This is a genomic window from Streptomyces sp. CY-1 (assembly GCF_047218265.1).
Lineage (GTDB): Bacteria > Actinomycetota > Actinomycetes > Streptomycetales > Streptomycetaceae > Streptomyces > Streptomyces niphimycinicus.
The window spans coordinates 10886193-10912882 of record NZ_CP178393.1 but is presented as its reverse complement, the minus strand read 5'-3'; the positions used below and the strand labels follow the sequence as shown (position 1 = coordinate 10912882).

Annotated in this window: 4 protein-coding genes and 2 pseudogenes; all 6 read right to left on the bottom strand. The window is 72.4% G+C overall.

Annotation, left to right across the window (positions count from 1 at the left end; all coding sequences use genetic code 11):
- Positions 1 to 4: 4 nt before the first annotated feature.
- A pseudogene (locus ACK1X7_RS45805) lies at positions 5 to 6340 on the bottom strand (type I polyketide synthase); the annotation flags it as partial.
- Positions 6341 to 6419: 79 nt separating this feature from the next.
- Entirely contained in the window at positions 6420 to 11561 is a 5142-nt protein-coding gene (locus ACK1X7_RS45800) for a type I polyketide synthase (RefSeq protein ID WP_413116961.1), read from the bottom strand.
- A gap of 87 nt (positions 11562 to 11648) precedes the next feature.
- Positions 11649 to 12851: a cytochrome P450 gene (locus ACK1X7_RS45795; protein WP_413116701.1), complete on the bottom strand. Its 1203-nt coding sequence runs from the start codon at positions 12849 to 12851 to the stop codon at positions 11649 to 11651.
- Positions 12852 to 13041: 190 nt separating this feature from the next.
- A pseudogene (locus ACK1X7_RS45790) lies at positions 13042 to 14391 on the bottom strand (beta-ketoacyl reductase); the annotation flags it as partial.
- A 289-nt stretch (positions 14392 to 14680) separates the two neighbouring features.
- Complete coding sequence (locus ACK1X7_RS45785) at positions 14681 to 19981, bottom strand: type I polyketide synthase (RefSeq protein WP_413116960.1); 5301 nt, start codon at positions 19979 to 19981, stop codon at positions 14681 to 14683.
- A 110-nt stretch (positions 19982 to 20091) separates the two neighbouring features.
- On the bottom strand, positions 20092 to 26364 hold the full coding sequence (locus tag ACK1X7_RS45780; protein WP_413116700.1) for an SDR family NAD(P)-dependent oxidoreductase: 6273 nt from the start codon (positions 26362 to 26364) through the stop codon (positions 20092 to 20094).
- Positions 26365 to 26690 lie beyond the last annotated feature (326 nt).

Genomic DNA, 26690 nt, shown 5'->3' with positions numbered 1-26690 from the left:
TCGGTCATCCTTCGGAGGTGTGCGGGTCGGCCGTGCCGAGCGCGAGGGACATCAGCTCCTCCACGTCGAGGCCGTCGATGTCCACGTCGGTCAGCGCCCCCTCGCGCTGATGCTCCGCCCCGGCTTCCTCCGAAGCCGTGTCGGCCTCGGGAAACAGCTCGGTGGCCAGCTTCCGGGCCAGCGCCTGGGGGCTGGGATGGCTGAACACCGTCGTGGCGGGCAGCCGGAGCCCCGTCGCCGAGTTGAGGCGGTTGCGCAGTTCCACGGCGCTGAGCGAGTCGAAGCCGATCTCGCTGAACGCCCGCAGCGGCTCCACCCGGTCGGCTGCGAGCCCGAGGACGGCGGCCGTATGCACGCACACCAGATCGGTGAGCACCCGCACCCGCTCGGCGGCGGGAACACCGGCCAGCAGCTCGGCGGTCGAGGTCTCGGCGACCGGCGTCGCGGCGACCACCCGGCGGACCCGGCGGCGCACCAGGTTGCGCCACAGCGGCGGCAGTTCCGCCTCGCCGGACGGGTCGACGTCGATGGGCAGCAACAGCGCCTCGTCGCGGGAGAGCGCCTGGTCGAACAGGTCCAGCGCGGTCGCCGCGGACAGCGCGCGGACACCGGAGCGGGCTATCCTCGCCCGGCCGGTTTCGCCGAGCGTCGCGGTCAGCCCGCTGGTGTCCGCCCAGAGTCCCCAGGCCAGCGACTGCGCGGGCAGGCCCTCGGCGGCCCTGCGCTCGGCCAGTGTGTCGAGGAACGCGTTGGCGGCGGCGTAGTTCGCCTGCCCGGCGTTGCCGGTGACGCCCGCGGCCGAGGAGAACAGCACAAAGCCGGCGAGGTCCTCGGAGCGGGTCAGCTCGTCGAGTACGGCGGCCCCATCGACCTTGGGGCGGAAGACCGTATCGACGTCCGCGCGGCCGAGCGAGCCGACCAGGCCGTCGCTGAGGGCACCGGCGGCGTGCACGACGGCGGTGAGCGGGCGCTGAGGTGGTATGGCGGCCAGGACATCACGCACGGCCGCCCGGTCCGCGACATCGCAGGCGGCGAAGGTCACCGAGGACGCGCCGAGGGCGGTGAGTTCCGCCTCCAGCCCGGCCGCCGCGTCCGCGTCCTTCCCCCGGCGGCTGAGCAGCAACAGGTGCCGGACACCGCGCTCGGCGACCAGATGCCGGGCGAGCGTGCCGCCCAGAGTGCCGCTCGCGCCGGTGAGCAGCACCGTCCCCGCCGGATCCCACGGCCGGGGCACGGTCAGCGCGACCTTGCCGACGTGGCGCGCCTGGCTGATGTACCGGAACGCCTCCGCGGCGCGGCGGACATCCCAGGCCCGGACCGGCAGCGGCGTCAGGGCGCCCCGCTCGATCAGGGCGGCCAGCTCGGCCAGCATGGTCCGGATGCGGTCGGGACCGGCGTCGAGCAGATCGAACGCCCGGTAGCGCACGGCGGGGTGGCGCAGGCCGATCTCGTCGGCGTCCCGGATATCGGTCTTGCCCATCTCCAGGAACCGGCCTCCCTCGGCGGTCAGCCGCAACGAGGCGTCGATGAATTCGCCCGCCAGCGAGTTCAGTACGACGTCGATCCCGTGCCCGCCGAGCGCCGGGCGGAAGGCGTCCTCGAACCGTGTGGTCCGCGACGACGCCAGGTGGGAGGCGTCGACGCCACCGGCCCGCACATCGCGCCACTTCGTGGGGTGGGCGGTGGCGAACACCTCGGCCCCCAGATGCCGTGCGATCTGCACCGCGGCCATGCCCACCCCGCCGGCCGCCGCGTGGATCAGCACCCGGTCGCCGGGCCCGACACCCCCGAGGTCGGTCAGCCCGTAGTAGGCGGTGAGGAAGGCGACGGGCGCCGCCGCTCCCTGGGCGAACGTCCACCCGGCGGGCAGCGGCGCCAGCGTGCGGTGATCGGCCACCGCGACCGGCCCGGCGTAGGCGCCGGTGACCAGTCCCATCACCCGGTCGCCGACCGAGAAACCGGTGACGCCCGGCCCGATCTCGGTGATCACGCCCGCGGCCTCGCCCCCTTCGGGCCGGTCCCCGCCGGGCACCATGTCGAGTGCGACGAGGACTTCCCGGAAGTTCACGCCCATCGCGCGCACGGACAGGCGGACCTCGCCCGCCGCCAGCGGGGCCAGCACACCAGGGGCGGGCACGATGCCCAGGTCGTCCAGGTTGTCCGCGGAATTCAGGTCCACGCTCCACGCCTCGGTGTCCGGCGGCGGGACGAGGGCGGGCATTGTGTCGTCCTCCGTGAGACGGGGGGCGAACAGCCGGTCGCCCCGCACGGCGACGACGGGTTCATCGCCGACGAGGGCGGCGGGCGGCAACTGCGGCGGGCCGGCGTCGGGATCGAGATCGATGACCAGGAAACGGCCCGGGTGCTCGCTCTGCGCCGACCGAACGAACCCGGCGGCGGCCGCCGCGGCCGGGTCGGGCGCGCGGCGCCGGCCGACCGGGAACGCGCCCACCGTCACCAACGCGAGCGTCACGGCGGCGAACCTGTCGTCGGACAGCCATGCCTGGACCGCGGCCCTGGCCCGCTCGGTCAGCTCGTACGCGGCGGCCGTCGTGTCGTACGCGGCGGCCGTCGTATCGCCGGGCCGCGGCACAAGACTCAGCAGGGCGACGCCGGGTGCGCGCTCGGTGCCCATCGTGGCGGCCAGCGCCTCCACACCGGCATGGCGGTCGGCGTCCAGGCCCTCGAAGAGACACCGGCCGGACTCCGGGTGGTCGGACAGCACGGCCGCCCTCGGCGGGGGTGACGTGGCCGCGGGCGTCTCCGTCCAGTCGACGCGCAGCAGCTTCGCGGTCCGCCCGCGGTGCGTGGAGACCGGCCTGCCCCCGGAGACCATCCTGGTGACGACCTCGCCGATGGTCAGGACCGGGACATCTCGGGAGTCGGCGGCCAGGACCGACACGCTGTCGTCGCCACGCGGCTCCATCCGTACCCGCAGGGTACGGGCGCCCGACGCGGACACGGAGATGTCCGACCAGGTGAACGGCAGAAACGTCCGGCCCTCCGCCAGGCTTCCGTGTGCCATCACCTGTAGCGCCGAGTCCAGCAGGACCGGGTGGAGCACGAAGTCCTCGGCGGAGGCCGCTTCCGGCAGGGCGATCTCGGCGTAGCGCACGTCCCCGTCGCGCCACATCCGCCGCACGCCCTGGAACACCGGCCCGTATACGAGCCCGTCCTGCGCGAGGGCGGCGTAGAAGTCGCCGAGGTCGACCTCGGCGGCGCCCGCGGGCGGCCACACCTCCCACCGTGGCCCTCCGGCGGCGGGCTCGCGGGCCACGGTCGCGGTCGCGTGCAGCACCCAGCCCGTCGAGGCGCCCGCCGCGCGCGAGTGCACCGTCACCTCACGGCGCCCCTCGCGGTCACCCCCCACCGCCACCTGGACGTCGACGCGCTCATGGCCGTCGAACACCAGCGGTGTGTGCAGGGTCAGTTCCTCGACGCGCCCGCAGCCGGTCTCGTCCGCCGCCCTGAGCACCATCTCCACGAAGCCCGCGCCGGGGAACATCACCGAGCCGAGCACGGCGTGGTCGACCAGCCAGGGGTGGGAGTCGATGGACAACGAGCCGGTCAGCATGGCGCCGCCGGTCTCGGCGACCTCCAGGACCGCTCCGAGCAGGCCGTGCCCGGCACCGGTCAGGCCGACCGCGGACACATCGCCGCCATGTCCGGCGTCGGTGAGCCAGTAGCGCTCACGCTGGAAGGCATAGGTGGGCAGGTCGACGAAGACGGGGGCGCGGCCTGCCCACAACGGGCTGAAGTCGACCGCCGCGCCGCCCGCGAACACCGCGGACACCGAGCGCAGAAACTGGTCCATGCCGCCGGAGCCACGGCGCAGCGTGCCCACCGTCGTCGCGGGAACGTCCATCGCGGCGAGGGTGTCCTGCACCCCGGGCAGCACCACGGGATGGCTGCTGACCTCCACGAAGACGTCGAAGCCCTCGTCGGCGAGGCCGCGTACGGCGGAGTCGAGGCGCACCGGGCGGCGCAGATTGCGCAGCCAGTACTCGGCGTCCAGCGCGGTCCCGGACTCGAATCGCCCGGTCACGGTGGAGAAGAACGGCACCGTGGCCTGTCCGGGGGTCACGGTCTTCAGCGCGCGCAGCAGATCGTCGGCGAGGGGGTCGACCTGTGCGGTGTGGGAGGCGTAGTCCACCTCGATCCGCCGGGCCCGCACTCCTTCTCGTTCGCAGTGGGACATCAGGTCCTCGAGATCCTCGGGCGTCCCGGAGACGACCACCGACTGCGGGCCGTTGACCGCCGCGATCTCCAGCTCTGTGGACCGGGAGGCGACCAGGGCGGTCGCTTCCGCCAGGCCGAGCGGGACCGACACCATCCCCCCATGACCCGCGAGTTTCTCCGCGATCAGCTTCGACCGCACGCACACCACCCGCGCCGCGTCCTCCAACGACAACGCACCCGACACGCAGGCCGCGGCGATCTCCCCCTGCGAATGCCCCACCACCGCTGACGGCTCCACCCCGAACGACCGCCACAGCTTCGCCAACGACACCATCACCGCGAACAACACCGGCTGCACCACCTCAACCCGCCCCAACGCCTCCTCATCCCCCATGACCTCGGCCAGGGACCACTCCACCAACCCCTTGAAGGCGCCCGCACACTCCTCCATCGCCCCGGCGAACACCGGCGAGGACTCCAGCAACTCCACCGCCATCCCCACCCACTGCGACCCCTGCCCCGGAAACACGAAGACGACGTCGTGTGCGGACACGCGCGCGGTATCCGCGACGACGGCGCCGCTGGGCTGCCCGTCGGCCAGGGCGCGCAAGGCGGTGCGTGCCTCGGCGCCGGTGGCCGCGACCACGACCGCGCGTGAGCGCAGAGCCGCCCTGGTGGTGCACAGCGCACGGGCGAGGTCGGTCAGATCGTGGCGGTCGACGGTGTCGAGCAACCCTTCCGCCTGGGCCCGCAGCGCGGCCGGGGTGCTCCCCGAGAGCACCAGCGGCATCACCCTGTCCGTGGCCTGGGGTGGCACAGCGGGTTCTTGCTCGAACTCCTCCAGGATCAGGTGAGCGTTGGTGCCGGACGCGCCGAAGGAGGAGACTGCGGCGCGGCGTGGGCGGTCCACCCCGGGCCACGCACGGGCCTCGGTCAGGACTCGGACCGAGCCCCATTCGACCTTCGACGACGGCGCGTCCACATGCAACGACCGCGGCAGCACCCCATGCCGCAACGCCATCACCATCTTGATCACACCGGCGACCCCAGCCGCCGCCTGGGTATGACCGATATTCGACTTCACCGACCCCAACCACAACGGCCCACCACCCGACCGGCTCCCGTACGTCCGCACCAACGCACCCGCCTCGATCGGATCCCCCAACACCGTCCCCGTCCCGTGCCCCTCCACCACATCCACATCCCCCACCGACAACCCACCCGAGGCCAACGCCCCACGAATCACCCGCTCCTGCGCGGGACCCGACGGCGCCGTCAACCCATTCGACGCCCCGTCCTGATTCACCGCCGAACCCCGCACCACCGCCAACACTCGACGCCCAGCGGCCACCGCATCCGACAACCGCTGCACCACCAGCAACCCCGCACCCTCGGACCAGCCGGTGCCATCCGCGCCCTCCGCGAACGACTTGCACCGGCCATCCACCGCCAGCCCCCGCTGCCGCGAGAACTCCACGAAGGCGGCGGGAGTGAACATCTGCGTCGCTCCGCCCACAAGGGCGAGGTCGCATTCGCCCTTGCGCAGCGAGTCGCCCGCCAGGTGCAACGCCACCAGCGAGGACGAGCAGGTGGTGTCGAGTGTCATGGCGGGCCCTTCCAGGCCCAGGCTGTAGGCGATCCGTCCGGAGGCGACGCCACCGGAGTTGCCGGTGCCGAGATAGCCCTCCAGCTCCTCGGGCGGGCTGGTCAGGCGGTCGGCGTAGTTGTGGTACATGACGCCGGTGAACACCCCGGTTTGGCTGCCACGCAGCGAGTCGGGGGCGATGCCCGACCGTTCCAGGGCCTCCCAGGCCAGTTCCAGCAGCACCCGGTGTTGCGGGTCGGTGGCCAGCGCCTCCCTGGGCGACATGCCGAAGTGCTCGGCGTCGAACCGGTCGCCGTCGGTGAGGAAGCCGCCGCGGGCGACATAGGACTTGCCGCGGCTGGCGGGGTCGTCGTCCAAGAGCCCGTCCAGGGCCCAGCCCCGGTCGGTCGGCAGCGAGGTGATGGCGTCGCGTTCGTCGATGACGAGTTGCCACAGTTGCTCGGGTGAGCTGATCCCGCCGGGGTAGCGGCACGACATGCCCACGATCGCGAGGGGTTCACGGGCGGCCGACTCGCGCTCCTCCAGACGCTGCCGGGCCTCGTGCAGCTCGGCCGTGACCCAGCGCAGATGGTTGAGCAGTTCTTCCTCGTTCGGCATGACACGGGACCTGTCTGTGAGAGTGGCAGGAAGGGCTCTACTTCATGCCGAGTTCGTTGTGGATGAAGTCGAGGAGTTCGCCGGCGCTCGCCGTCCGCAGCTCCGCGGCGGGCTGCCGGACCGGCGCGCTGTGCGCCTGAAGCCGGGCCAGCCGGTCGGCCAGGACGGTGCGCAGCGCCGCGTCGGTCGACGGCGCGGCGAGTGCCGTCTCGAGCTGGTCGAGCGCGGCCAGCAGTGCCTGCTCGGTGCCGGTCTCCGGGGCCAGTTCCTCGGCCATCTTCCCGGCGAGGGCGTCGGGGGTGGGGAAGTCGAAGGTCGTGGCCGGTGGCAGCCGCAGACCGGTGACGGTGTTGAGCCGGTTGCGCAGATCCACGGCGGTGAGCGAGTCGAATCCGGCGTTCAGGAACGGCCGTTGGGGGTCGATCTCGTCGCGCCGGGCGAATCCGAGGACAGCCGCGGCCTGCTCGCGCACCAGCCTCAGCAGTTCCCGTTTGCGCTCGGCCGGGCTCAAGGCGCCCATCCGGGCGGCGAAGTCCGGCTCGGCGACCGCGACCGCGGCGGTCGGTCGCACGGGGCCACGGACGACCGGTGCCCTGCGTGCGGGCACCGTCACCGGGTCGGTACCGGCCAGCGCACGGTCGAACAGCGCAAGGCCCTCGGCCGTGGACAGGGCGCCGACGGCGGCCTGGGGGCGGGTGCCCTTGACCGGGGCGGTCAGCGTTGTCGCCTCTTCCCACAGACCCCAGGCGAGGGAGTGCCCGGCGAGGCCGGCCGCGCGCCGCTGGGTGGCGAGCGCGTCGAGGAAGGAGTTGGCCGCCGCGTAGTTCGCCTGTCCTGGAGAGCCGAGAGTCCCGGCCGCCGAGGAGAACAACACGAACAGCGCGAGGTCCATGCCCTCGGTCAGCCGGTGCAGGTTCAACGCACCGTCGATCTTCGGTGCGGCGACGGTGCGCAGCCGGTCCGGGGTCATCGAGGTGATGATTCCGTCGTCGAGCACGGCCGCGGCGTGTACGACACCGGCGAGCGGGAACTCGTCGATGCCGTCGAGCAGCGCCCGGACCTGGTCGCGGTCGGCGATGTCGCAGGCCACCACGTCGGCCGTCGCCCCCAGTGCGCCGAGTTCGGCGACCAGCTCGGCCACTCCGTCGGCCCGCGGTCCGGAGCGGCTGACGAGGACCAGGTGGCGGACGCCGTGCTTCCCGGCCAGATGCCGCGCCGCAAGGGCGCCCAGTCCACTGGTGCCACCGGTGACGAGGACTGTCGCATCGGCCGGGATCCGCGGGATGTCACCGTCGCTCCGGGCGGGCACGAGCCGGGGGGCCAGGACCGCGCCGTGGCGCAGGGCGAGCTGCGGCTCACCGGTCGCCAGGGCGGCGGGCAACGCGTCGGCGGACTCGTCGTCGATGTCGACGACGACGAGCCGCCCGGGGTGCTCGGTCTGCGCCGAGCGCACCAGGCCCCATACCGGTGTCTGCTGGAGAGCGGACAGAGTGTCGTCGGGGCCGGTCGACACGGCGCCACGTGTCACCACGACGAGACGGGAGTCCGGACGGCCCTCGTTCAGCAGCCACCCCTGGACGGCCTCCAATGCCCGGCCCGCCACCTCCAGCGGTGCGTCCATGGCCTCGCATTCGTACATCACGACGGGGCCGGGGTCCTTGGCCGACGGGCTGTCCACGGGTGTCCAGTCGAGGCGGGACAACAGGCCGTCCAGCGCGGGACCGGACTCGTCGGTACGGAGCGGACGGGAGCGCAGGCGGTCCACGGTGACCACCGGTGCGTTCGCCGGGTCCGTGGCCAGCAGCGAGATGTCACCGGACGGCGACGCGGCGACACGCACCCGCAGTGACCGGGCCCCCGAGGCGTGTACCCGAACCCCCGACCAGGCGAAGGGCAGGGAGGTGCGGCCCGACTCCGAGGCTCCGAAGGCCATCACCTGGAGGGCGGCGTCGAGCAGCGCGGGGTGCAGCACGAACGCGGCCGCCGGCACCTCGTCCGGCAGCGCCACCTCGGCGTAGAAGGCGTCCGCGGACCGCCACATGGCCCGTACGCCCCGGAAGGCGGGCCCGTACCCCAGGCCGTCGCCCGCCAGCGTCTCGTAGAACCGCCCGATGTCCACCGCTTCCACCGGTTCCGGCGGCCAGCTCCGCCAGACCTGGGCCTCCTCCGCGCGATCGGTGGTGAGCGCGCTCGCGTGGTACGTCCAGTCCGAACCCGCCGTACGGGAGTGGATCTGGACATGGCCGTCGGTGGTGACCGACACCTGCACATCGACCCGCTCGCCCGCCGGGATGACCAGCGGTGCGTGGATGGTGAGTTCCTCGACGGCCGGGCGGCGGACCTCGTCGCCCGCCCGGACGGCCAGTTCGACGAAGGCGGCACCGGGCAGGATCACCGAGCCGCGCACCGTGTGGTCGGCCAGCCATGGCTGCGTGAGGAGCGAGAGCGCCCCGGACAGCACGATCTCGCCGGAGCCTGCCATGTCCGACCTCGCACCCAGCAGTCCGTGGTCCATCGCGGCCAGGCCGACCGTGGACACATCACCGCGGGCGGAACTTCCATCCAGCCAGAACCGCTCGTTGGCGAACGGGTACGTGGGCAGTTCCACCTGGCGGACGCCGATGGGGAAGACGGGCCTCCAATCCACCTCGACTCCGGAAACGTGGACTCCGGCCAAGGCCCGCAGGAACCGCGTCTGTCCACCGGACTGCCTGCGCAACGTGCCCACGACGGCGATCTCGGTGTCCATGGCGGTGGCGGTCTGCTCGACGGCCGTGGTCAGCACCGGGTGCGGACTCAGCTCGACGAACGCCCGGAAGCCGTCGGCCAGCAGCGCCGACACGGCCCCCGCGAAGTCCACCGGCTCCCGCAGATTGGCGAACCAGTACTCCGCGCCCATGGTCGATCCGTCGACCGGGCCACCGGTCACCGAGCTGTAGACCGCGACGGTGCCCGTGGCCGGGGCGATCGGCGCCAGTGCCTTGAGCACGTCCTCGCACAGGTTCTGGACCATCGGGGAGTGGGAGGCGTAGTCCACCGCGATCCGCCGGGCTCGCGGCTCCCGCTCGACCAGAGCGGTCACCGCCTCCGGCGCACCCGACACCACCACCGACTCGGGGCCGTTCACCGCCGCCACCACCAGCTCATCACCGAACGATGCGACCAGCCCCGCCACCTCGGCCAACGGCAGCGCCACCGACACCATCCCGCCACGCCCGGCGAGTTTCTCCGCGATCAGCCTCGACCGCACGCACACCACCCGCGCCGCATCCTCCAACGACAACACACCCGCCACACACGCCGCCGCGATCTCCCCCTGCGAATGCCCCACCACCGCCGACGGCTCCACCCCGAACGACCGCCACAGCTTCGCCAACGACACCATCACCGCGAACAACACCGGCTGCACCACCTCAACCCGCCCCAACGCCACCTCATCCCCCAACACCTCCACCAACGACCAATCCACCAACCCCTTGAAGGCGCCCGCACACTCCTCCATCGCCGCGGCGAACACCGGCGAGGACTCCAGCAACTCCACCGCCATCCCCACCCACTGCGACCCCTGCCCCGGGAAGACAAAAACGGGTCCGCCTTCGGAGACGACCTTCCCGGTGACCACGTCGTTGTGCGGCTCATTGGCGGCGCAGGCGTCGAGCAGTCCGGCCAGCTCAGGGCGGCGTGCGGCGAGCACCACCGCGCGGTGTGCGAAGGCGGTACGTGTGGTGGCGAGCGAGTGGGCGACATCCGCGAGGGCGACGCCGGAATGGCGTTCGAGGTGTCCGCGCAGCCGCCGTGCCTGCTCCCGGACTCCGGCGTCGTCGCGAGCGGAAAGGGGATACGGCAGCACACCGGCCTCGACCGGGACCTCCCGACCCGGCTCCTCCGCCGCCTCCAGGACGAGGTGCGCGTTCGTCCCCGACACTCCGAAGGAGGAGACTGCGGCGCGGCGTGGGCGGTCCACCCCGGGCCACGCACGGGCCTCGGTCAGCACCCGCACCGAACCCCATTCGACCTTCGACGACGGCGCGTCCACATGCAACGACCGCGGCAGCACCCCATGCCGCAACGCCATCACCATCTTGATCACACCGGCGACCCCAGCCGCCGCCTGGGTATGACCGATATTCGACTTCACCGACCCCAACCACAACGGCCCACCACCCGACCGGCTCCCGTACGTCCGCACCAACGCACCCGCCTCGATCGGATCCCCCAACACCGTCCCCGTCCCGTGCCCCTCCACCACATCCACATCCCCCACCGACAACCCACCCGACGCCAACGCCCCACGAATCACCCGCTCCTGCGCGGGACCCGACGGCGCCGTCAACCCATTCGACGCCCCGTCCTGATTCACCGCCGAACCCCGCACCACCGCCAACACCCGACGCCCAGCGGCCACCGCATCCGACAACCGCTGCACCACCACCAACCCCGCACCCTCGGCGAAGCCAGTGCCATCCGCGCCCTCCGCGAACGACTTGCACCGGCCATCCACCGCCAGCCCCCGCTGCCGCGAGAACTCCATGAACAGCGCGGGAAGCGCCTGTACCGCGACGCCACCGGCCAGGGCGAGATCGCACTCCCCGCGCCGCAGCGATTCGCAGGCCAGGTGCAACGCCACCAGCGAGGACGAGCAGGCGGTGTCGATGGTGAGCGCCGGACCCCCGAGGCCGAGCGTGTAGGCGATACGCCCCGATATCACGCTGGACACGTTGCCGATCATGACCTCCGACGTGTCGTCGGCCAGCGTGTCGTACCCCTGGTAGGAGGCGCCGACGAACACCCCCGTCGACCCGCCGTGCAGCGTCTCGGGGAGTATTCCGGCGTTTTCCAGCGACTCCCAGGCCACCTCCAGCGCGAGGCGCTGCTGCGGGTCCATTCCCCGTGCCTCTCGCGGCGACACCCCGAAGAAGGCCGGGTCGAAATCGCCCGCGTCGTCGAGGAAGCCCCCGCGCTCGGTCAGGCTGTCGCCGGGGGCGAGCCGCCATCCGCGGTCGCCGGGGAAGTCCGAGGTGGCGTCCACCCCGCCGGCCACCAGGTCCCACAGGTCATCGGGGGTGCGCACCCCGCCGGGATACCGGCAGGCCATGCCCACGATGGCGACCGGTTCCGGTATCGCGGACTCCAGCTCGCGCACCCGGGTGCGCAGGGTGTGCAGCTCAGAGGTCGCCAGCCGCAGATAGTCGCGAAGCTTGTCGTGGTCAGCCATCCGCCCGAGTCCTTGGTCGCGTGTGCTGTGTGGGTTGCCGTGGTCGCGGGGTCACCAGGTGACCGGTAGCGCGCTGACGCCGTTCACGAGCCGTTCGGTCCGCCACGGCACCTCGTCGGCGGGGACGGCCAGGCGCAAGCCGGGGAACCGGCGCACCAGGGCGGTGAGGACCATCTGGAGTTCCGCCCTGGCCAGTTGGTGGCCCAGGCAGTGGTGTGCGCCGTGGCCGAAGGCGATATGGGCCCGGGCGTCGCGGTCGAAGTCGATCTCGTCGGGGCGCTCGAACACGCTCGCGTCCCGGTTGCCCGCGGCCATGTGGACGACCACCACGTCACCCGCCCGGACAAGGGTGCCGCCGAGTTCGACGTCCTCGATGGCCATCCGAGGGAAGTTGCCCGCCGCGGCGAGCGGGGTGTACCGCAGCAGTTCCTCGACGGCCTGGGGCACCAGGCTCGGGTCGTCGACCAGCCGCTGCCACCGTTCGGGCCGGCTCAGCAGCAGATAGAGGAAGTTGCCGACCTGGTTGGCGGTGGTCTCGTGCCCGGCGAGCAGCAGGGTCATGCCGAACACGACGAGTTCCTGCTCGCTGAGCCGCTCGTCCTGGTCCCTGGCCAGGACCAGCCCGCTCAGCAGGTCGTCGGCGGGCTCGGCGCGGCGCTGGGCGATCAGCTCGGCGAGGTAGGCGATGAGGCCGTCCCTGGCCTTGACGATCAGTTCGAGGTCTTCGGAGGCCACCGACATGATGTCGTCGGTCCACTGGGCGAACCTCACGTGGTCGGCGATCGGCACACCGAGCAGATGGCAGATCACCCGCACCGGCAGTGGCCAGGTCAGCGACCGGGCCAGATCCGCCGTGGTGCCGTCCGCCTCGATGCGGTCGAGCAGATCGTTGATGATGTCGTCGATCGCCGGGCGCAGCCGCTCGACCTGGCGCATGGTGAACGCCTGCGCCACCAGCCTGCGCAGCCGCGTGTGGTCGGGTGGGTCCATGGAGAGGATGGACATGTCGGTCTCGATGGCGGGCGTACTGCGTGCGACGTCCTTCCCCAGGGTGGCCGTGCGGCTGAACCGGGGGTCGGAGAGCACGACCTTGATGTCGTCGTAACGGGTGACCAGCCAGCCCGGGTCGCCGTAGGGCATCTGCACCCTGGTCAGCGTCCCGGCGCGGCGGGCCTCTTCGTACGCGGGGTCCTCGTCGAGTCCGTGCTGCGGGCCGAACGGGTAGGCGCGGATCTGGTTGTCGACAGCGGTCATCGCGGGAGTCTCCTTGGGATGGCGCGTGAGCGAGGTGAGGGCGGGGGTGGGGGTGGGGCAGTGCCTCCATACCGCTCAACAGCGTGCCCACGTCGTCCGGCCCCGCCTCGTCGAGCAGGGATTCCAGGCGGACCAGCAGTTTCCCGGCGTCGAGGCCGTCCCCGCCGAGCCGTCCGGCCAGGTGCTCGCCGAGTTCGGTCACGGTGGGAAAGTCGAACACCGCGGTGACGGCCAGGCTCAGGCCGGTGAGCCCGGTGAGCCGGTTGCGCAGCCGTACCGATGTGAGCGAGTCGAAGCCGAGTTCGGCGAAGGGGCGGCGGGGGTCGATGACCGCCGCGTCGTCGTGGCCGAGCACATCCGCGACCTCGGCGCGGACGACGTCCCGCAGCTTCGCGGTGCGCTGTGCCGCGTCGAGCCCGGTGAGCAGGGTGCGCAGGTCCGCGGCGTCGGGGCGGGAGGTGGCCGCCGGGCGGCGGGCCTCGGGCAGCTCGTGCAGCAATGTGCCCAGGCCGTCGCGGGTGTGGGACGGCACACGGTCCCAGTCGGCGTCGAACACGGCGACGGTGGCATCGTCGCGGTTGAGGGCGTGTTCCAGTGCGGCCAGCGCGGCCTTGGCGGGCATGGCGGTCAGGCCCATGCGGCGCAGCCGTTCGTCGCCGACCACATGCGTGGCAAGGCCCTCGCCCGCCCATGCGCCCCAGGCCACGGCCAGGGCGTGTTCGCCGGCCGCGCGACGGGATACGGCCAGGGCGTCGAGCATGGCGTTCGCCGCCGCGTACGCACCGAGACCGGGCACCCCGAACACCCCGGATATCGAGGAGAAGAGCACGAAGGCGGACAGTCCGCGACCGCGGGTCAGCTCGTCCAGCACCTGCGCCCCGCGCACCTTGGCCCCCGCGACCGCGGCGAAGCTGTCGGGAGTGAGCCTGTCCAGCACACCGTCGTCGAGGCTCGCGGCCAGGTGGAAGACGCTGGTGACCGGATGCTCGGCGAGCACGGCGGCCATCTGCTCCCGGTCGGCGACGTCCGCCGCGACGAACGTGACACGGGCACCGGCCTGTTCGCACTTCTCGCGCAGCGTCTCGGCACCGGGGGCGTCGGGTCCGCGGCGGCTGAGCAGGATGAGGTGGTCGGCGCCACGGCCCGCGGTCCAGCAGGCGATTTCCGCGCCGAGCCCGCCGGTGCCACCGGTGATCAGGACGGTTCCCTCGGGTGTCCAGGCTCGGGCAGGCGCCTCGGGAGCCGCACGGACGAGCCTGCGTCCGTACAGCCCGGTGGACCGGATCGCGACCTGGTTCTCGGCCTTCTCCTCGGCGAGCAGGGACCGCAGCCTGGCGACTGCCGACTCGTCCAGGTCCTGTGGGAGATCGACCAGGCCGCCCCAGTGCGCCGGGTATTCCCAGGAAGCGACCCGGCCCAGCCCCCATACGCCCGCCTGGTCGATCCGCGGCCGCGGATCGGCGGAGTCGACGGCCACCGCGGCGCGGGTGGCGATCCAGATCGGCGTGTCCAGCCCGGCGTCGTCAAGGGCCTGGAGCATGGCCGCGGCTTCCATGGGCGTCTCGGGTGTGAGGATGACTCCGGCGGCGGGCGCCTGAGCGCTCAGCCGCTCGGCAAGCTCCGCGCGCGGCGCCTCTGCGGGCACCTGGACGGCCTGTTCGCCCAGTGCCCGTACGACCGATTCGGTCGATGTGGTGCCGGTGGCGCCGAGCACGAGCCAGCGTCCCGGTTCGGCGACGGCCGCGGGCTCGGGCAAACGGGACCAGTCGATCCGGTGGCGCCAGCGGTCCGTGACGGAGGTGCGGTCACGGGGCGAGGTGACCCAGAAGTCAGTCGACGGACACGCCGTGTGCGTACGCCTCCCCCAGCGCCCGGTACACACGGTCGAGTGTTCCCTCGCCACGGCGCAGGGTGCCCAGCGCGACGGTCTCCGCCGTCTCCTCGACCGACGTGGTCAGCACCGGATGCGGACTCATCTCCAGGAAGACCCGGAACCCGCCCTCCACCAGCCCCGACACCGCACCATGAAAGTCCACCCGCTCGCGAAGGTTGCGGAACCAGTACTCCGCGCCCAACTCGGCACCATCGACCCGGCCACCCGTCACCGACGAATAGAACGGCACCGAACCCGGCCCGGCATCAACCCCCGTCAGCTCCTCCAGCACATCCCCGCGAATCGACTCCACGGCCGGGGAGTGGGAGGCGTAGTCCACCGCGATCCGCCGGGCCCGCGGCTCCCGTTCCAGCAAAGCCGCCACCGCCTCCGGCGTACCCGACACCACCACGGACTCGGGGCCGTTCACCGCCGCGACCACCAGCTCATCACCGAACGGCGCGACCAGCCCCGCCACCTCGGCCATCGGCAATGGGACCGACACCATTCCGCCACGCCCGGCGAGTTTCTCCGCGATCAGCCTCGATCGCAAGCACACCACTCGCGCCGCATCCTCCAACGACAACGCACCCGACACGCAGGCCGCGGCGATCTCCCCCTGCGAATGCCCCACCACCGCCGACGGCTCCACCCCGAACGACCGCCACAGCTTCGCCAACGACACCATCACCGCGAACAACACCGGCTGCACCACCTCAACCCGCCCCAACGCCTCCTCATCCCCCAGCACCTCGGCCAAGGACCACTCCACCAACCCCTGGAAAGCACCCGCACACTCCGCCATCGCCCCGGCGAACACCGGCGAAGACTCCAGCAACTCCACCGCCATCCCCACCCACTGCGAACCCTGCCCCGGAAACACGAACACCGGACGGGAGTCGAAGGTGCGCATGGCCCGGGCCTGGGTGGCGAACCGGTCGAGTTCATCCGGGCCGAAGGCCACGGCACGGCAGGCGAGATCGGTGCGGGTGGTCGTGAGTGACAGGCCCACATCGACCGGACGCAGGTCGGGACGGTCGCGGAGGTGCTCGGACAGGCGGGCCGCCTGTGCCCGCAGGGCCTCAGGGGTACGTCCGGACAGTGGCCAGGGCACACCGGTCGGCCCGGGGTCTACGGCAGCCGCCTCGTCAGGGAGGTCGGGGCCCTGTTCGAGGATGACGTGCGCGTTGGTGCCGGACACGCCGAAGGACGACACTCCGGCACGTCGCGGCCTGTCGGATTCCGGCCACGGCAGTGTCTCGGTCAGCACCCGGACCCCTGTCGGCCAGTCCACGGTGGACGCCGGTTCGGTCACATGCAGGGTGCGCGGCATGACCCGGTGTGCCAGGGCGGACACCGTCTTGATCACGCCGCCGATGCCCGCCGCCGCGGCGGCATGGCCGATGTTCGACTTCATCGAGCCCAGCCACAGCGGCTGTTCACGGTCCTGTCCGTAGGCGGCGATCAGGGCGTTGGCCTCGATGGGGTCGCCGAGCACCGTGCCGGTGCCGTGTGCCTCGACCATGTCGATGTCCTGCGGGCGCAGGCGTGCGTTCGCCAGTGCCTGCCGGATCACCCGCTGCTGTGCCACCCCGTTGGGAGCGGACAGGCCGTTGGACGCGCCGTCCTGGTTGACCGCCGAGCCACGCAGCACGGCGAGCACCCGGTGTCCGTTGCGGGTGGCCGCGGACAGCCGTTCCAGCACCACGAAACCGGCGCCCTCGGCCCAGCCGGTGCCGTCCGCGTCCGCCGAGAACGCTTTGCACCGGCCGTCCGCGGCCAGCCCGCCCTGATGGGTGAACTCCTCGTAGGCGAACGGCGTGGCCATCACGGCGACACCACCCGCCAGGGCGAGGGCGCTCTCCCCGCTGCGCACGGATTGGGCGGCCGTGTGCAGCGCGACCAGCGAGGACGAACACGCGGTGTCCACCGTGACCGCGGGCCCCTTGAGGTCCAGGGTGTACGCGATGCGGCCGGACAGCACGGCGGACATCTTGCCGGTGAGGACCAGGCCGCCGAGCCCTGCCTCCGCCCCGTCGGCCGCGCCCAGGTAGTCCTGCTGGGACGCGCCCACGAACACACCCGTCGCGCTGCCGCGCAACGTACTCGGGTCGATCCCGGTCCTCTCGACCGCCTCCCACGCCGTCTCCAGCAGCACTCGCTGCTGGGGGTCCATGGCAAGCGCCTCACGCGGGCTGATGCCGAAGAACTCGGCGTCGAACCCGCCCGCGTCGTGCAGGAATCCGCCCTGTGTGGTCGTGCTGGTCAGCATGAGCTGGTCGAGATCCCAGCCGCGGTCGGTCGGGAACCCGGATACGGCGTCCCGCTCGTCGAGGACGAGACGCCACAGCCCCTCGGGGTCGGCGACGCCACCGGGGTACCGGCACGCCATGCCGACGATGACCACCGGGTCGCCGTCGTCCGCGGCGACGGTGCGCCGGATCGGGGTGTCGGCGGCCCCGGTCAGGAACGCGGCGACCGCGGCCGGTGTGGGGTAGTCGAAGGCGAGGCTGATCGGCAGGTCGAGGCCGGTCGCGTCGCTGAGGGCCGTACGCAGTTGGGTCGCGGTCAGCGAGTCGAGTCCGAGGTCGGAGAAGGCGCGGTCGGCCGGTACGTCGGCGGCCCGTCGATGGCCGAGCACGGCCGCCACGTGTCCGCGGACCAGGTCCAGCATGTCCTGGGGGCCTTCGGCCACCGGGAGCACATCGAGGGTATCGGCGGGATCGGTGGGCCAGAAGCGACTGCGCTGGAAGGCGTATGTGGGCAGATCCACGCGGGTGGCGTCGGGGAAGACGGCGCTCCAGTCGACCGCTGCGCCGTGCACATGGGCGCTGCCCAGCGCGCGGACGAACTGGCCGAGACCACCTTCGCCGCGCCGCAGGGTGCCCAGGGCGGCGACCGTCGCTCCGGCGGCGTCCGCGGTCTGCTCAACGCTCATGGTGAGTACGGGGTGCGGGCTCATCTCCAGGAACACCTGGTGGCCCGCCGCCAGCAGGGCCGATACGGCCCCGGCGAAGTCGACCGGCTCGCGCAGATTGGTGTACCAGTAGTCGGCCGAGAGGCCGGTGGTTTCGATCTGCCCGCCCCGCAGGGCGGAGAAGAACGGCACCTCGGCGGCGACCGGCCGTACCGAGGGCAGACCTGCCAGGACCGCGTCCCGTATCTCCGCCACCATCGGCGAGTGCGAGGCGTAGTCCACCGCGATCCGGCGAGCCCGCGGCTCCCGCTCGACCAATGCGGTCACCGCCTCGGACGTACCGGAGACGACCACCGACTCAGGGCCGTTCACGGCCGCCACCACCAGCTCATCACCGAAGGGTGAGACCAACTCCTCCACCTCGGCCCGGGAGAGCGGGACCGACACCATCCCGCCACGTCCGGCAAGCCCTTCCGCGATCAGCTTCGACCGCACGCACACCACCCGCGCCGCGTCCTCCAACGACAACACACCGGCCACACACGCCGCCGCGATCTCCCCCTGCGAATGCCCCACCACCGCCGCAGGCTCCACCCCGAACGACCGCCACAGCTTCGCCAACGACACCATCACCGCGAACAACACCGGCTGCACCACCTCAACCCGCCCCAACGCCACCTCATCCCCCAACACCTCCAACAGGGACCACTCCACCAACCCCTCAAACGCCCCCGCACACTCCTCCATCGCCCCGGCGAACACCGGCGAGGACTCCAGCAACTCCACCGCCATCCCCACCCACTGCGACCCCTGCCCCGGAAACACGAACACCGGACGGGCGGAGGGCAGTGCCGTTGCCTGCACCAGGTCAGCGGAGGGTTCGCCCTCGGCCAGGGCGCGCAGGCCCTCCGGGCTGGTGACCAGGGCCCGCCGCGCGAAGTGTGTACGGGTGAGGGCCAGTGCCCGGCCGATGTCCCGCGCGGGCAGCGGGCGACCCCTCAGATGCGCGTCGAGCAGCCTCGCCTGCTCGCGCAGCGCGGACGGATCCTGGCCGGAGAGCACCCATGGGCTCGGCCCCTCTCCCGGGGCTTCGGCCCGCGGCTGCGGCGGGGCCTGCTCGACGATCACATGCGCGTTGGTGCCCGAGATACCGAACGACGACACGCCGGCGCGCCGTGGCCGGTCCGTCTCCGGCCACGGCCGGGCGTCCGTGACGAGTTCGACGGCGCCGTCCGCCCAGTCCACGCGGGAGCTGGCCCGGCTCACATGCAGCGTCGCCGGCACGATCCCGCTGCGTAGCGCCGCCACCATCTTGATGACGCCGCCGACCCCGGCCGCCGCCTGGGTGTGGCCGATGTTCGACTTCAACGAGCCCAGCAGCAGGGGGCGTTGGCGGTCCTGGCCGTAGGTGGCCAGCAGCGCGCTGGCCTCGATCGGGTCGCCGAGCCGCGTCCCGGTTCCGTGCGCCTCGATCACATCCACGTCGGACGGTCGCAGCCCGGCGTTGTCCAGTGCGCTGCTGAGCACGCGGCGCTGGGCGGAGCCACTGGGCGCGGTGAGGCCGTTGGACGCGCCGTCGGAGTTGACCGCCGAGCCGCGCAGCAGTGCCAGCACCTGGTGTCCGTTGCGTTCGGCGTCCGACAGCCGCTCCAGCACGAGCAGCCCCGCGCCCTCGGAGAAGCTGGTGCCGTCGGCGTCGTCGGAGAAGGACTTGCAGCGGCCGTCGGGGGCCAGACCTTCCTGCTGGGTGAAGTCGATGAAGGCGGACGGCGTGGACATCACGGTCACCCCGCCCGCCAGGGCCAGGGAGCAGTCTCCCGATCGCAGCGCCAGCGTGGCCTGGTGCAGGGCGACCAGCGACGAGGAGCAGGCCGTGTCGATGGTGACCGCCGGGCCTTCCAGACCCAGGGTGTAGGCGATCCGGCCGGACATCACGCTGGACGCGTTGCCCGTCGAGGAGAATCCGGGAGGCAGATCGGGGACCTTGTCGAGTACCGACTGGTAGTCCTGGTGCAGCGCGCCGACGAACACACCGGTCCGGCTGGTGCGCAGGGTGCCGGGCACGATCCCGGCACGCTCCAGCGCCTCCCAGGCCAGCTCCAGCAGCAGCCTCTGCTGCGGATCGGTGGCCAGCGCCTCCCTCGGGGACATTCCGAAGAAGGCCGCGTCGAACTCGGCCGCGTCGGTCAGGAACCCGCCGGAGCGGGTGCTCGACGGCGCCTCGCCCCAGTCCCGGTCGACGGGGAACTCGGTGATCGCGTCGCCGCCGGTTTCGACGAGTTCCCACAGCTCCTCGGGGCTGCGCACATCGCCGGGGTACCGGCAGGCCATGCCGACGATCGCGATGGGTTCGCTGCGGGTGGCCAGCAGCTTGTCCAGTTGGCGGCGGGTGCGCCGGAGGTCCTCGGTGGTCTCCTTGAGGAAGTGCCGCAGCTTGGCCTCTGTGCTGGTCATGAGATACCGAACTCCTTACCGAGCAGCTCGAACATTTCCTCGTCGGTGGCCTCGCCGAGATCGGTTTCCCGGGCCTCGGTGTCGTCGGTCACGAGCAGTGCCGAGAGCCTGCGCATCACCTGCTCCCGGATGGCCGCGTCGCCGTCGAACCGGGCGAAGGCGTCCTCCAGCCGGGCCAGTTCGGCGAGCACCGGGTTCTCCTGGGGCTGGTCGCCACCCAAGCGGGCGGACAGGTGCTCGGCCAGTGCGGTGGGCGAGGAGTGGTCGAAGACGATGGTGGAGGCCAGTCGCAGGCCGAGCAGGGTGCCGATCCGGTTGCGCAGTTCCACGGCGGTCAGCGAGTCGAAGCCGAGCGATTTGAACGGGCGGTCGGCCTCCAGCGACTGGCCGTCGGAGTGCCCGAGCACCGCGGCGGCCTGCGCCCGCACCAGCCTGGTCAGCTCGGCGGCCCGGTCCGGCGGACCCATCCGGGCGAGGCGGTCGACGAGGGCGCCTTCGTCGGAGTCGGCGTGCCTGCGGCCGGTGGTGCCGGTCAGTGCCCACAGGATGTGCGGTGCCGACGCGGCGGCCCGCAATGTCGCCAGGTCCAGGCGCATCCCGGCGACCGCGGGCGCGTCCTGCGCCACCGCCGCGTCGAACATGGCCAGCGCCTCCTCGGTGGACAGCGCGGGCAGGCCGGAGCGGGCGATCCGGTCGATGTCCCGTGCGGTCAGCGCGCCGGTCATGCCGCTCGCCTCGGCCCACAGGCTCCACGCGATCGACGTGGCGGGCAGCCCCGCGGCCTTGCGGTGGGCGGCGAGCGCGTCGAGGAAGGCGTTGGCGGCGGCGTAGTTGCCCTGGCCCGCACTGCCCATCACGGCGGCGGCCGAGGAGTAGAGCACGAACGCGGCGAGGTCGAGGTCTCGGGTCAGCTCGTGCAGATGCCAGGCGGCGTCGGCCTTGGCGCCCAGGCTGGTGGCCAGCCGTTCGGGGGTCAGCGACTGGATCACGCCGTCGTCGAGCATCCCGGCCGCGTGTACGACGGCGGTCAGCGGGTGCTGGTCGGAAACGGTGGCGAGAAGGTCCGCCACCGCCGTCCGGTCGCCGACGTCGCAGGCGCGCACCAGGGCCTCGGCCCCGTAGTCGGCCAGCTCCGCGACGAGTCGCTCCGCGCCGGGCGCGTCCGGTCCGCTCCGGCTGACGAGGAGCAGATGCCGCACGCCCCGCTCGGCCACCAGATGACGGGCCAGTGACGCGGCCAGGCCGCCGGTGCCGCCGGTGATCAGGACGGTGCCCTGCGGATTCCAGCGCCGTGGCATGGTCAGCACGACCTTGCCGATGTGCTGCGCGCGGCTGATGTGCCGGAACGCCTCACGTCCGTGCCGGACGTCCCAGGTGGACACCGGGAGGTGCTCCAGCGCGCCGTCGTGGAACAGGTCGAGCAGGGCCCGCAGCCTCTCCTGTACGGCGTCGGGCTCCAGCTCCGCCAGGTCGAAGGCGCGGTAGCCGATCCCGTCCGGCACCGCGCTGCGGATGTCGGTCTTGCCCATCTCGGCGAACCGCCCGCCCCTGGGCAGCAGCCGCAGCGAGGCGTCCACGAACTCGCCGGCCAGCGAGTTCAGTACGACATCGACGCCCCGGCCACCGGTGGCCGCCAGGAACCGCCGCTCGAAGTCGAGGGTGCGCGAGGAGGCGATGTGGTCGTCGGGAAGGCCCAGCGAGCGCAGCACATGCTGCTTGGGTTCACTGGCGGTGGCGAAGACCTCAAGACCCCAGTGCCGGGCGAGCTGGATGGCCGCCATGCCGACGCCGCCCGCGCCCGCGTGCACCAGCAGGGTCTGTCCCGCGCGCACCTCGGACAGGTCGAGCAGACCGTAGTAGGCGGTCAGGAACACGACGGGCACCGACGCCGCCTGCGCGAAGGTCCAGTCGTCGGGCATCGGCGCGAGCAGCCGGTGGTCGGTGACGGTCAGCGGGCCGAAGGCACCGACGGTCAGCCCGAACACGCGGTCGCCGGGCCGCGGACCGGCCACGTCCGGGCCGGTCTCCAGCACGACACCGGACACCTCGGCACCCAGCGGGGTGGCGGCACGCCGGTTCATGCCCAGCGCGTCGAAGACATCGCGGAAGTTGACCCCGGCGGCCCGGACGTCGACCCGGACCTCCCCGGGTCCGAGCGGTTCCTCCGCGCGGGGCCACGGCACCAGGTCGAGGTCGTCGAGGCTGCCCTTGCGCAGGGTCTCCAGGCGCCACGCCGGGCCGGGCGGTGGCGTCAGCGAGCCGGGCTCGGCCAGCCGGGCCGCGAGCAGGGCGCCGTCGCGCACCGCGAGCTGGGGTTCGCCACTGGCCAGCGCCCGCGACAGCAGCTCGTCCGGCACACCTCGCTGGTCCGTGTCCACCAGGACGAACCGGCCCGTGTTCTCGGTCTGCGCGGACCGGATCAGGCCACGGGCGGCCGCCACCGCGGGCACGACGTCCTCGTCACCGACGGCCACCCCGCCCTCGGTCACGAAGATGAGCGAGACATCGTCGAGGCGTGGCTCGGCCAGCCAGGCCCGCAGCAGGCCGAGCACCCGTGCCGTGAGCCGATGGGTGGCGGGCAGCATCTCCTCGTCCGCCCGGTCGAGGCGGACCACGGCCGCGTCCACACCGGTGGCCGGGTCGGGCAGTGCCCAGGTCCCCGGGTCGAGTGCGACGACGGTACGGGCGTGGTCCGGGTCGGCGGGCACGGGCCGCCAGGCGAGCCGGTACAGCGGGGCGTCCAGGACGTCGACCGCGGTGTGGCGGCGCAGCACCAGGGACTCGGCGGTCAGCACCGGCGCGCCCGCGGGGTCCACGACGGTCAGCTCGACGGTGTCCGGGCCGATGCCGCGCAGCCGGGCCCGCAGGGAGGTGGCCCCGGTCGCGTACAGGCGCACCCCGCTCCAGGCGAACGGCAGCACACGTGTGCTGCCCAGCAGGCTGGTCGCGTGCAGTACGGCGTCCAGCAGCGCGGGGTGCAGCCCGAATGCGCCCGCCTCGGCCCGCTCCTGCTCGGGAAGGACCACCTCGGCACAGGCGCCGTCCTCGGTGCGCCACGCGGCGTTCAGGCCCCGGAACGCCGGACCGTAACCGTAGCCCTCCGCGGCGAGGCCGTCGTACACCCCCGCCGGTTCGATCCGTTGCGCGCCCGGGGGCGGCCAGGAGGTGATCGACGGCGCGGGGGCGCCGCCCTCGTACTCGCCGGTGGACAGCGTGCCGGAGGCGTGTTGGGTCCAGGTGGCTCCACCGCGAGCGAAGACGCGCACGGTCCTGCGGTGGTCGGCGGCGGGCCGGTCCACCCGGATCTGTAGCTGAACACTCCCCTGTTCCGGCAGGACGAGCGGCTTCTCCAGTACGAGTTCGTCGACCCGGTGGCAGCCGACCTCATCGCCCGCGTGGATGACCATCTCCAGCAGGGCGGTTCCGGGCAGCAGCACCGTCCCGGCCACGGCGTGGTCCGCCAGCCAGGGGTGGGTGCCGCGCGACAGACGGGCGGTGAACAGGTAGCCGTCGTCACCGGGCAGCTCGATCCCGGCCCCGAGCAGCGGATGCTCCGGAACGCTCAATCCGGCCGCGGTGACGTCCACCGAGGTCGCACCGGCACGGGGCCAGAAGCGCTGCTGCTGGAAGGCGTACGTGGGCAGTTCCACGCGAGTGGCGTCGGGGAAGACGGCGCTCCAGTCCACGGGGATCCCGTGCTGGTGCGCCAGGGCGAGCGAGAGGCGGATCCGGCCGAGTGTCCCCTCGCCGCGGCGCAGGGTGCCCAGCGCGACGGTCTCCGCCGTCTCCTCGACCGACGTGGTCAGCACCGGATGCGGACTCATCTCCAGGAAGACCCGGAACCCGCCCTCCACCAGCCCCGACACCGCACCATGAAAGTCCACCCGCTCGCGAAGATTGCGGAACCAGTACTCCGCGCCCAACTCGGCACCATCGACCCGGCCACCCGTCACCGACGAATAGAACGGCACCTCGGCGGCGACCGGCCGCACCGAGGGCAGACCTGCCAGGACCGCGTCCTGTATCCCCGCCACCATCGGCGAGTGCGAGGCGTAATCCACCGCGATCCGGCGAGCCCGCGGCTCCCGCTCCAGCAACGCGGTGACGGCCTCGGACGTACCCGACACCACGACCGACTCGGGGCCGTTCACCGCCGCGACCACCAGCTCATCACCGAACGGCGCGACCAGCCCCGCCACCTCGGCCAACGGCAACGGAACCGACACCATCCCGCCACGCCCGGCGAGTTTCTCCGCGATCAGCCTCGACCGCACGCACACCACCCGCGCCGCATCCTCCAACGACAACACACCCGCCACACACGCCGCCGCGATCTCCCCCTGCGAATGCCCCACCACCGCCGACGGCTCCACCCCGAAAGACCGCCACAGCTTCGCCAACGACACCATCACCGCGAACAACACCGGCTGCACCACCTCAACCCGCCCCAACGCCACCTCATCCCCCAACACCTCGGCCAAGGACCACTCCACCAACCCCTGGAAAGCACCCGCACACTCCGCCATCGCCCCGGCGAACACCGGCGAAGACTCCAGCAACTCCACCGCCATCCCCACCCACTGCGAACCCTGCCCCGGAAACACGAACACCGGACGGGAGTCGGTGACCCGGGCGGCGGACAGCGTGACGGAACCGGGTTCCTCACCGCGGGCCATGGCTTCGAACGCGGTGCGCGCGGCCTTCCGGTCCCCGACCACGGTCGCGCTGTGCTCGAACCGGGTGCGGGTGGTCGCCAGGGAGTAGGCCAGGTCGCCCGAGCCGAGGTCCGGCCGGGCCTCGAGGTGGTCCGCCAGTGCTCGTGCCTGGGCGCGCAGCGCGGGCAGACTCCTGCCGGAGAGCTGCCATACGACCTGTTCGTCCTCCGCGAGCAGTGGCCGCTCGGGGGTCTCGGGTTCCGGGGCCTGTTCGAGGATGACGTGCGCGTTGGTGCCGGACACGCCGAAGGACGACACTCCGGCACGTCGCGGCCTGCCGGTCTCCGGCCACTCGGCCGTGTGCGCCAGCGGGGAGACCGCACCCGACGCCCAGTCGATACGCGAGGACGGCGCCGAGAAGTGGAGCAACCCGGGCAGCACTCCGGCGCGCAGCGCCGCCACCATCTTGATGACGCCGCCGACCCCGGCCGCCGCCTGGGAGTGGCCGATGTTCGACTTCAACGAGCCCAGCAGCAGGGGCCGTTGGCGGTCCTGGCCGTAGGTGGCGAGCAGTGCGCCGGCCTCGATCGGGTCACCGAGCCGGGTGCCCGTGCCATGCGCCTCCACGGCGTCGACGTCGGAGGGTGCGAGTCCGGCGTTTTCCAGCGCGCTCCAGATGACCTGCTGCTGTGCGGTGCCGTTCGGTGCGCTCAGGCCGTTGGAGGCGCCGTCGGAGTTCACTGCGGAGCCACGGATCACCGCCAGCACCTGGTGGCCGTCGCGCTGGGCGTCGGAGAGTCGCTGGAGCGCGAGCATGCCCGCCCCCTCCGACCATGCCGTGCCGTCCGCGTCGTCGGAGAAGGACTTGCATCGGCCGTCCGGAGCGAGGCCGCCCTGTTTGGTGAACTCCAGGAAGGGCGAGAGCGTGGTCATCACGACCACGCCGCCGGTCAGGGCCAGCGAGCACTCCCGGGCGCGGAGGGCACGTACCGCCGAGTGGAGGGCGACGAGGGATGCCGAGCATGCGGTGTCGACCGTCAGGGAGGGGCCTTCCAGCCCGAGTGTGTAGGAGATGCGGCCCGACATGACACTGGCGGCGCTGCCGGTGCCGACGTAGCCCTCGACCTGGTCGAGGGTGTCCCGCAGCAGTTCCGGATAGTCCTGGGCGCAGGTGCCCACGAACACGCCGGTGTCGCTGCCCCGCAGGGAGTCGGGAGCGATGCCCGCGCGCTCTACCGCCTCCCACGCCGTCTCCAGCAGCAGCCGCTGCTGGGGATCCATCGCCACCGCTTCCCGGGGGCTGATCCCGAAGAACTCGGCGTCGAACCGGTCGATGTCCCGCAGGAACCCGCTGGCCTCGGTGGCCAGGCGGTCCCGGACCGAGGCCAGGTCCCAGCCGCGGTCGGTGGGGAACTCGGTGATCGCGTCCACTTCGGACACCGCGAGGTCCCACAGTTGCCCGGGGGTGCGCACACCGCCCGGGTAGCGGCAGGCCATGCCGACGATCGCGATCGGCTCGGTGGCCATGGCCTCGTAGCGGCGCAGTGACCGGCGGGTGCGCTTGAGGTCGGCGGTGACCCGGTGCAGGTAGTCGCGAAGCTGCTGCTCACTCATCAGACACCCAACTCCTCGTCAATCACATCGAACGGCGCGGCGTGGAAGCCGGGCGCCCGGGTAGCGCGGCCACGGGCACCGGGCCGCTCGCACAGGCGGTCATTCACAGCTCCAACTCCTCGTCGATCAGCCGGAACAGCTCGTCGTCGGGGACGCCGTCCACCTCGTCCAGCTCTCCGGAGTCGTCGAGCCGGCTGCTGAGGCTCCGCAGCCGGGCGGCCAGCCGGGAGCGCGCCGCGCGGTCGGCGCGTATGGCGGGCAGTGCCGACTCCACGTCGTCGAGTCGGCGGAAGACGGCGTCGACCTGCTGCCGGTCATCGGGCAGG

Excerpts from the sequence above, each read along its gene's own strand:
- ACK1X7_RS45780 (WP_413116700.1), bottom strand. The coding sequence starts at position 26,364 with ATGAGTGAGCAGCAGCTTCGCGACTACCTGCACCGGGTCACCGCCGAC.
- ACK1X7_RS45795 (WP_413116701.1), bottom strand. The coding sequence starts at position 12,851 with ATGACCGCTGTCGACAACCAGATCCGCGCCTACCCGTTCGGCCCGCAG.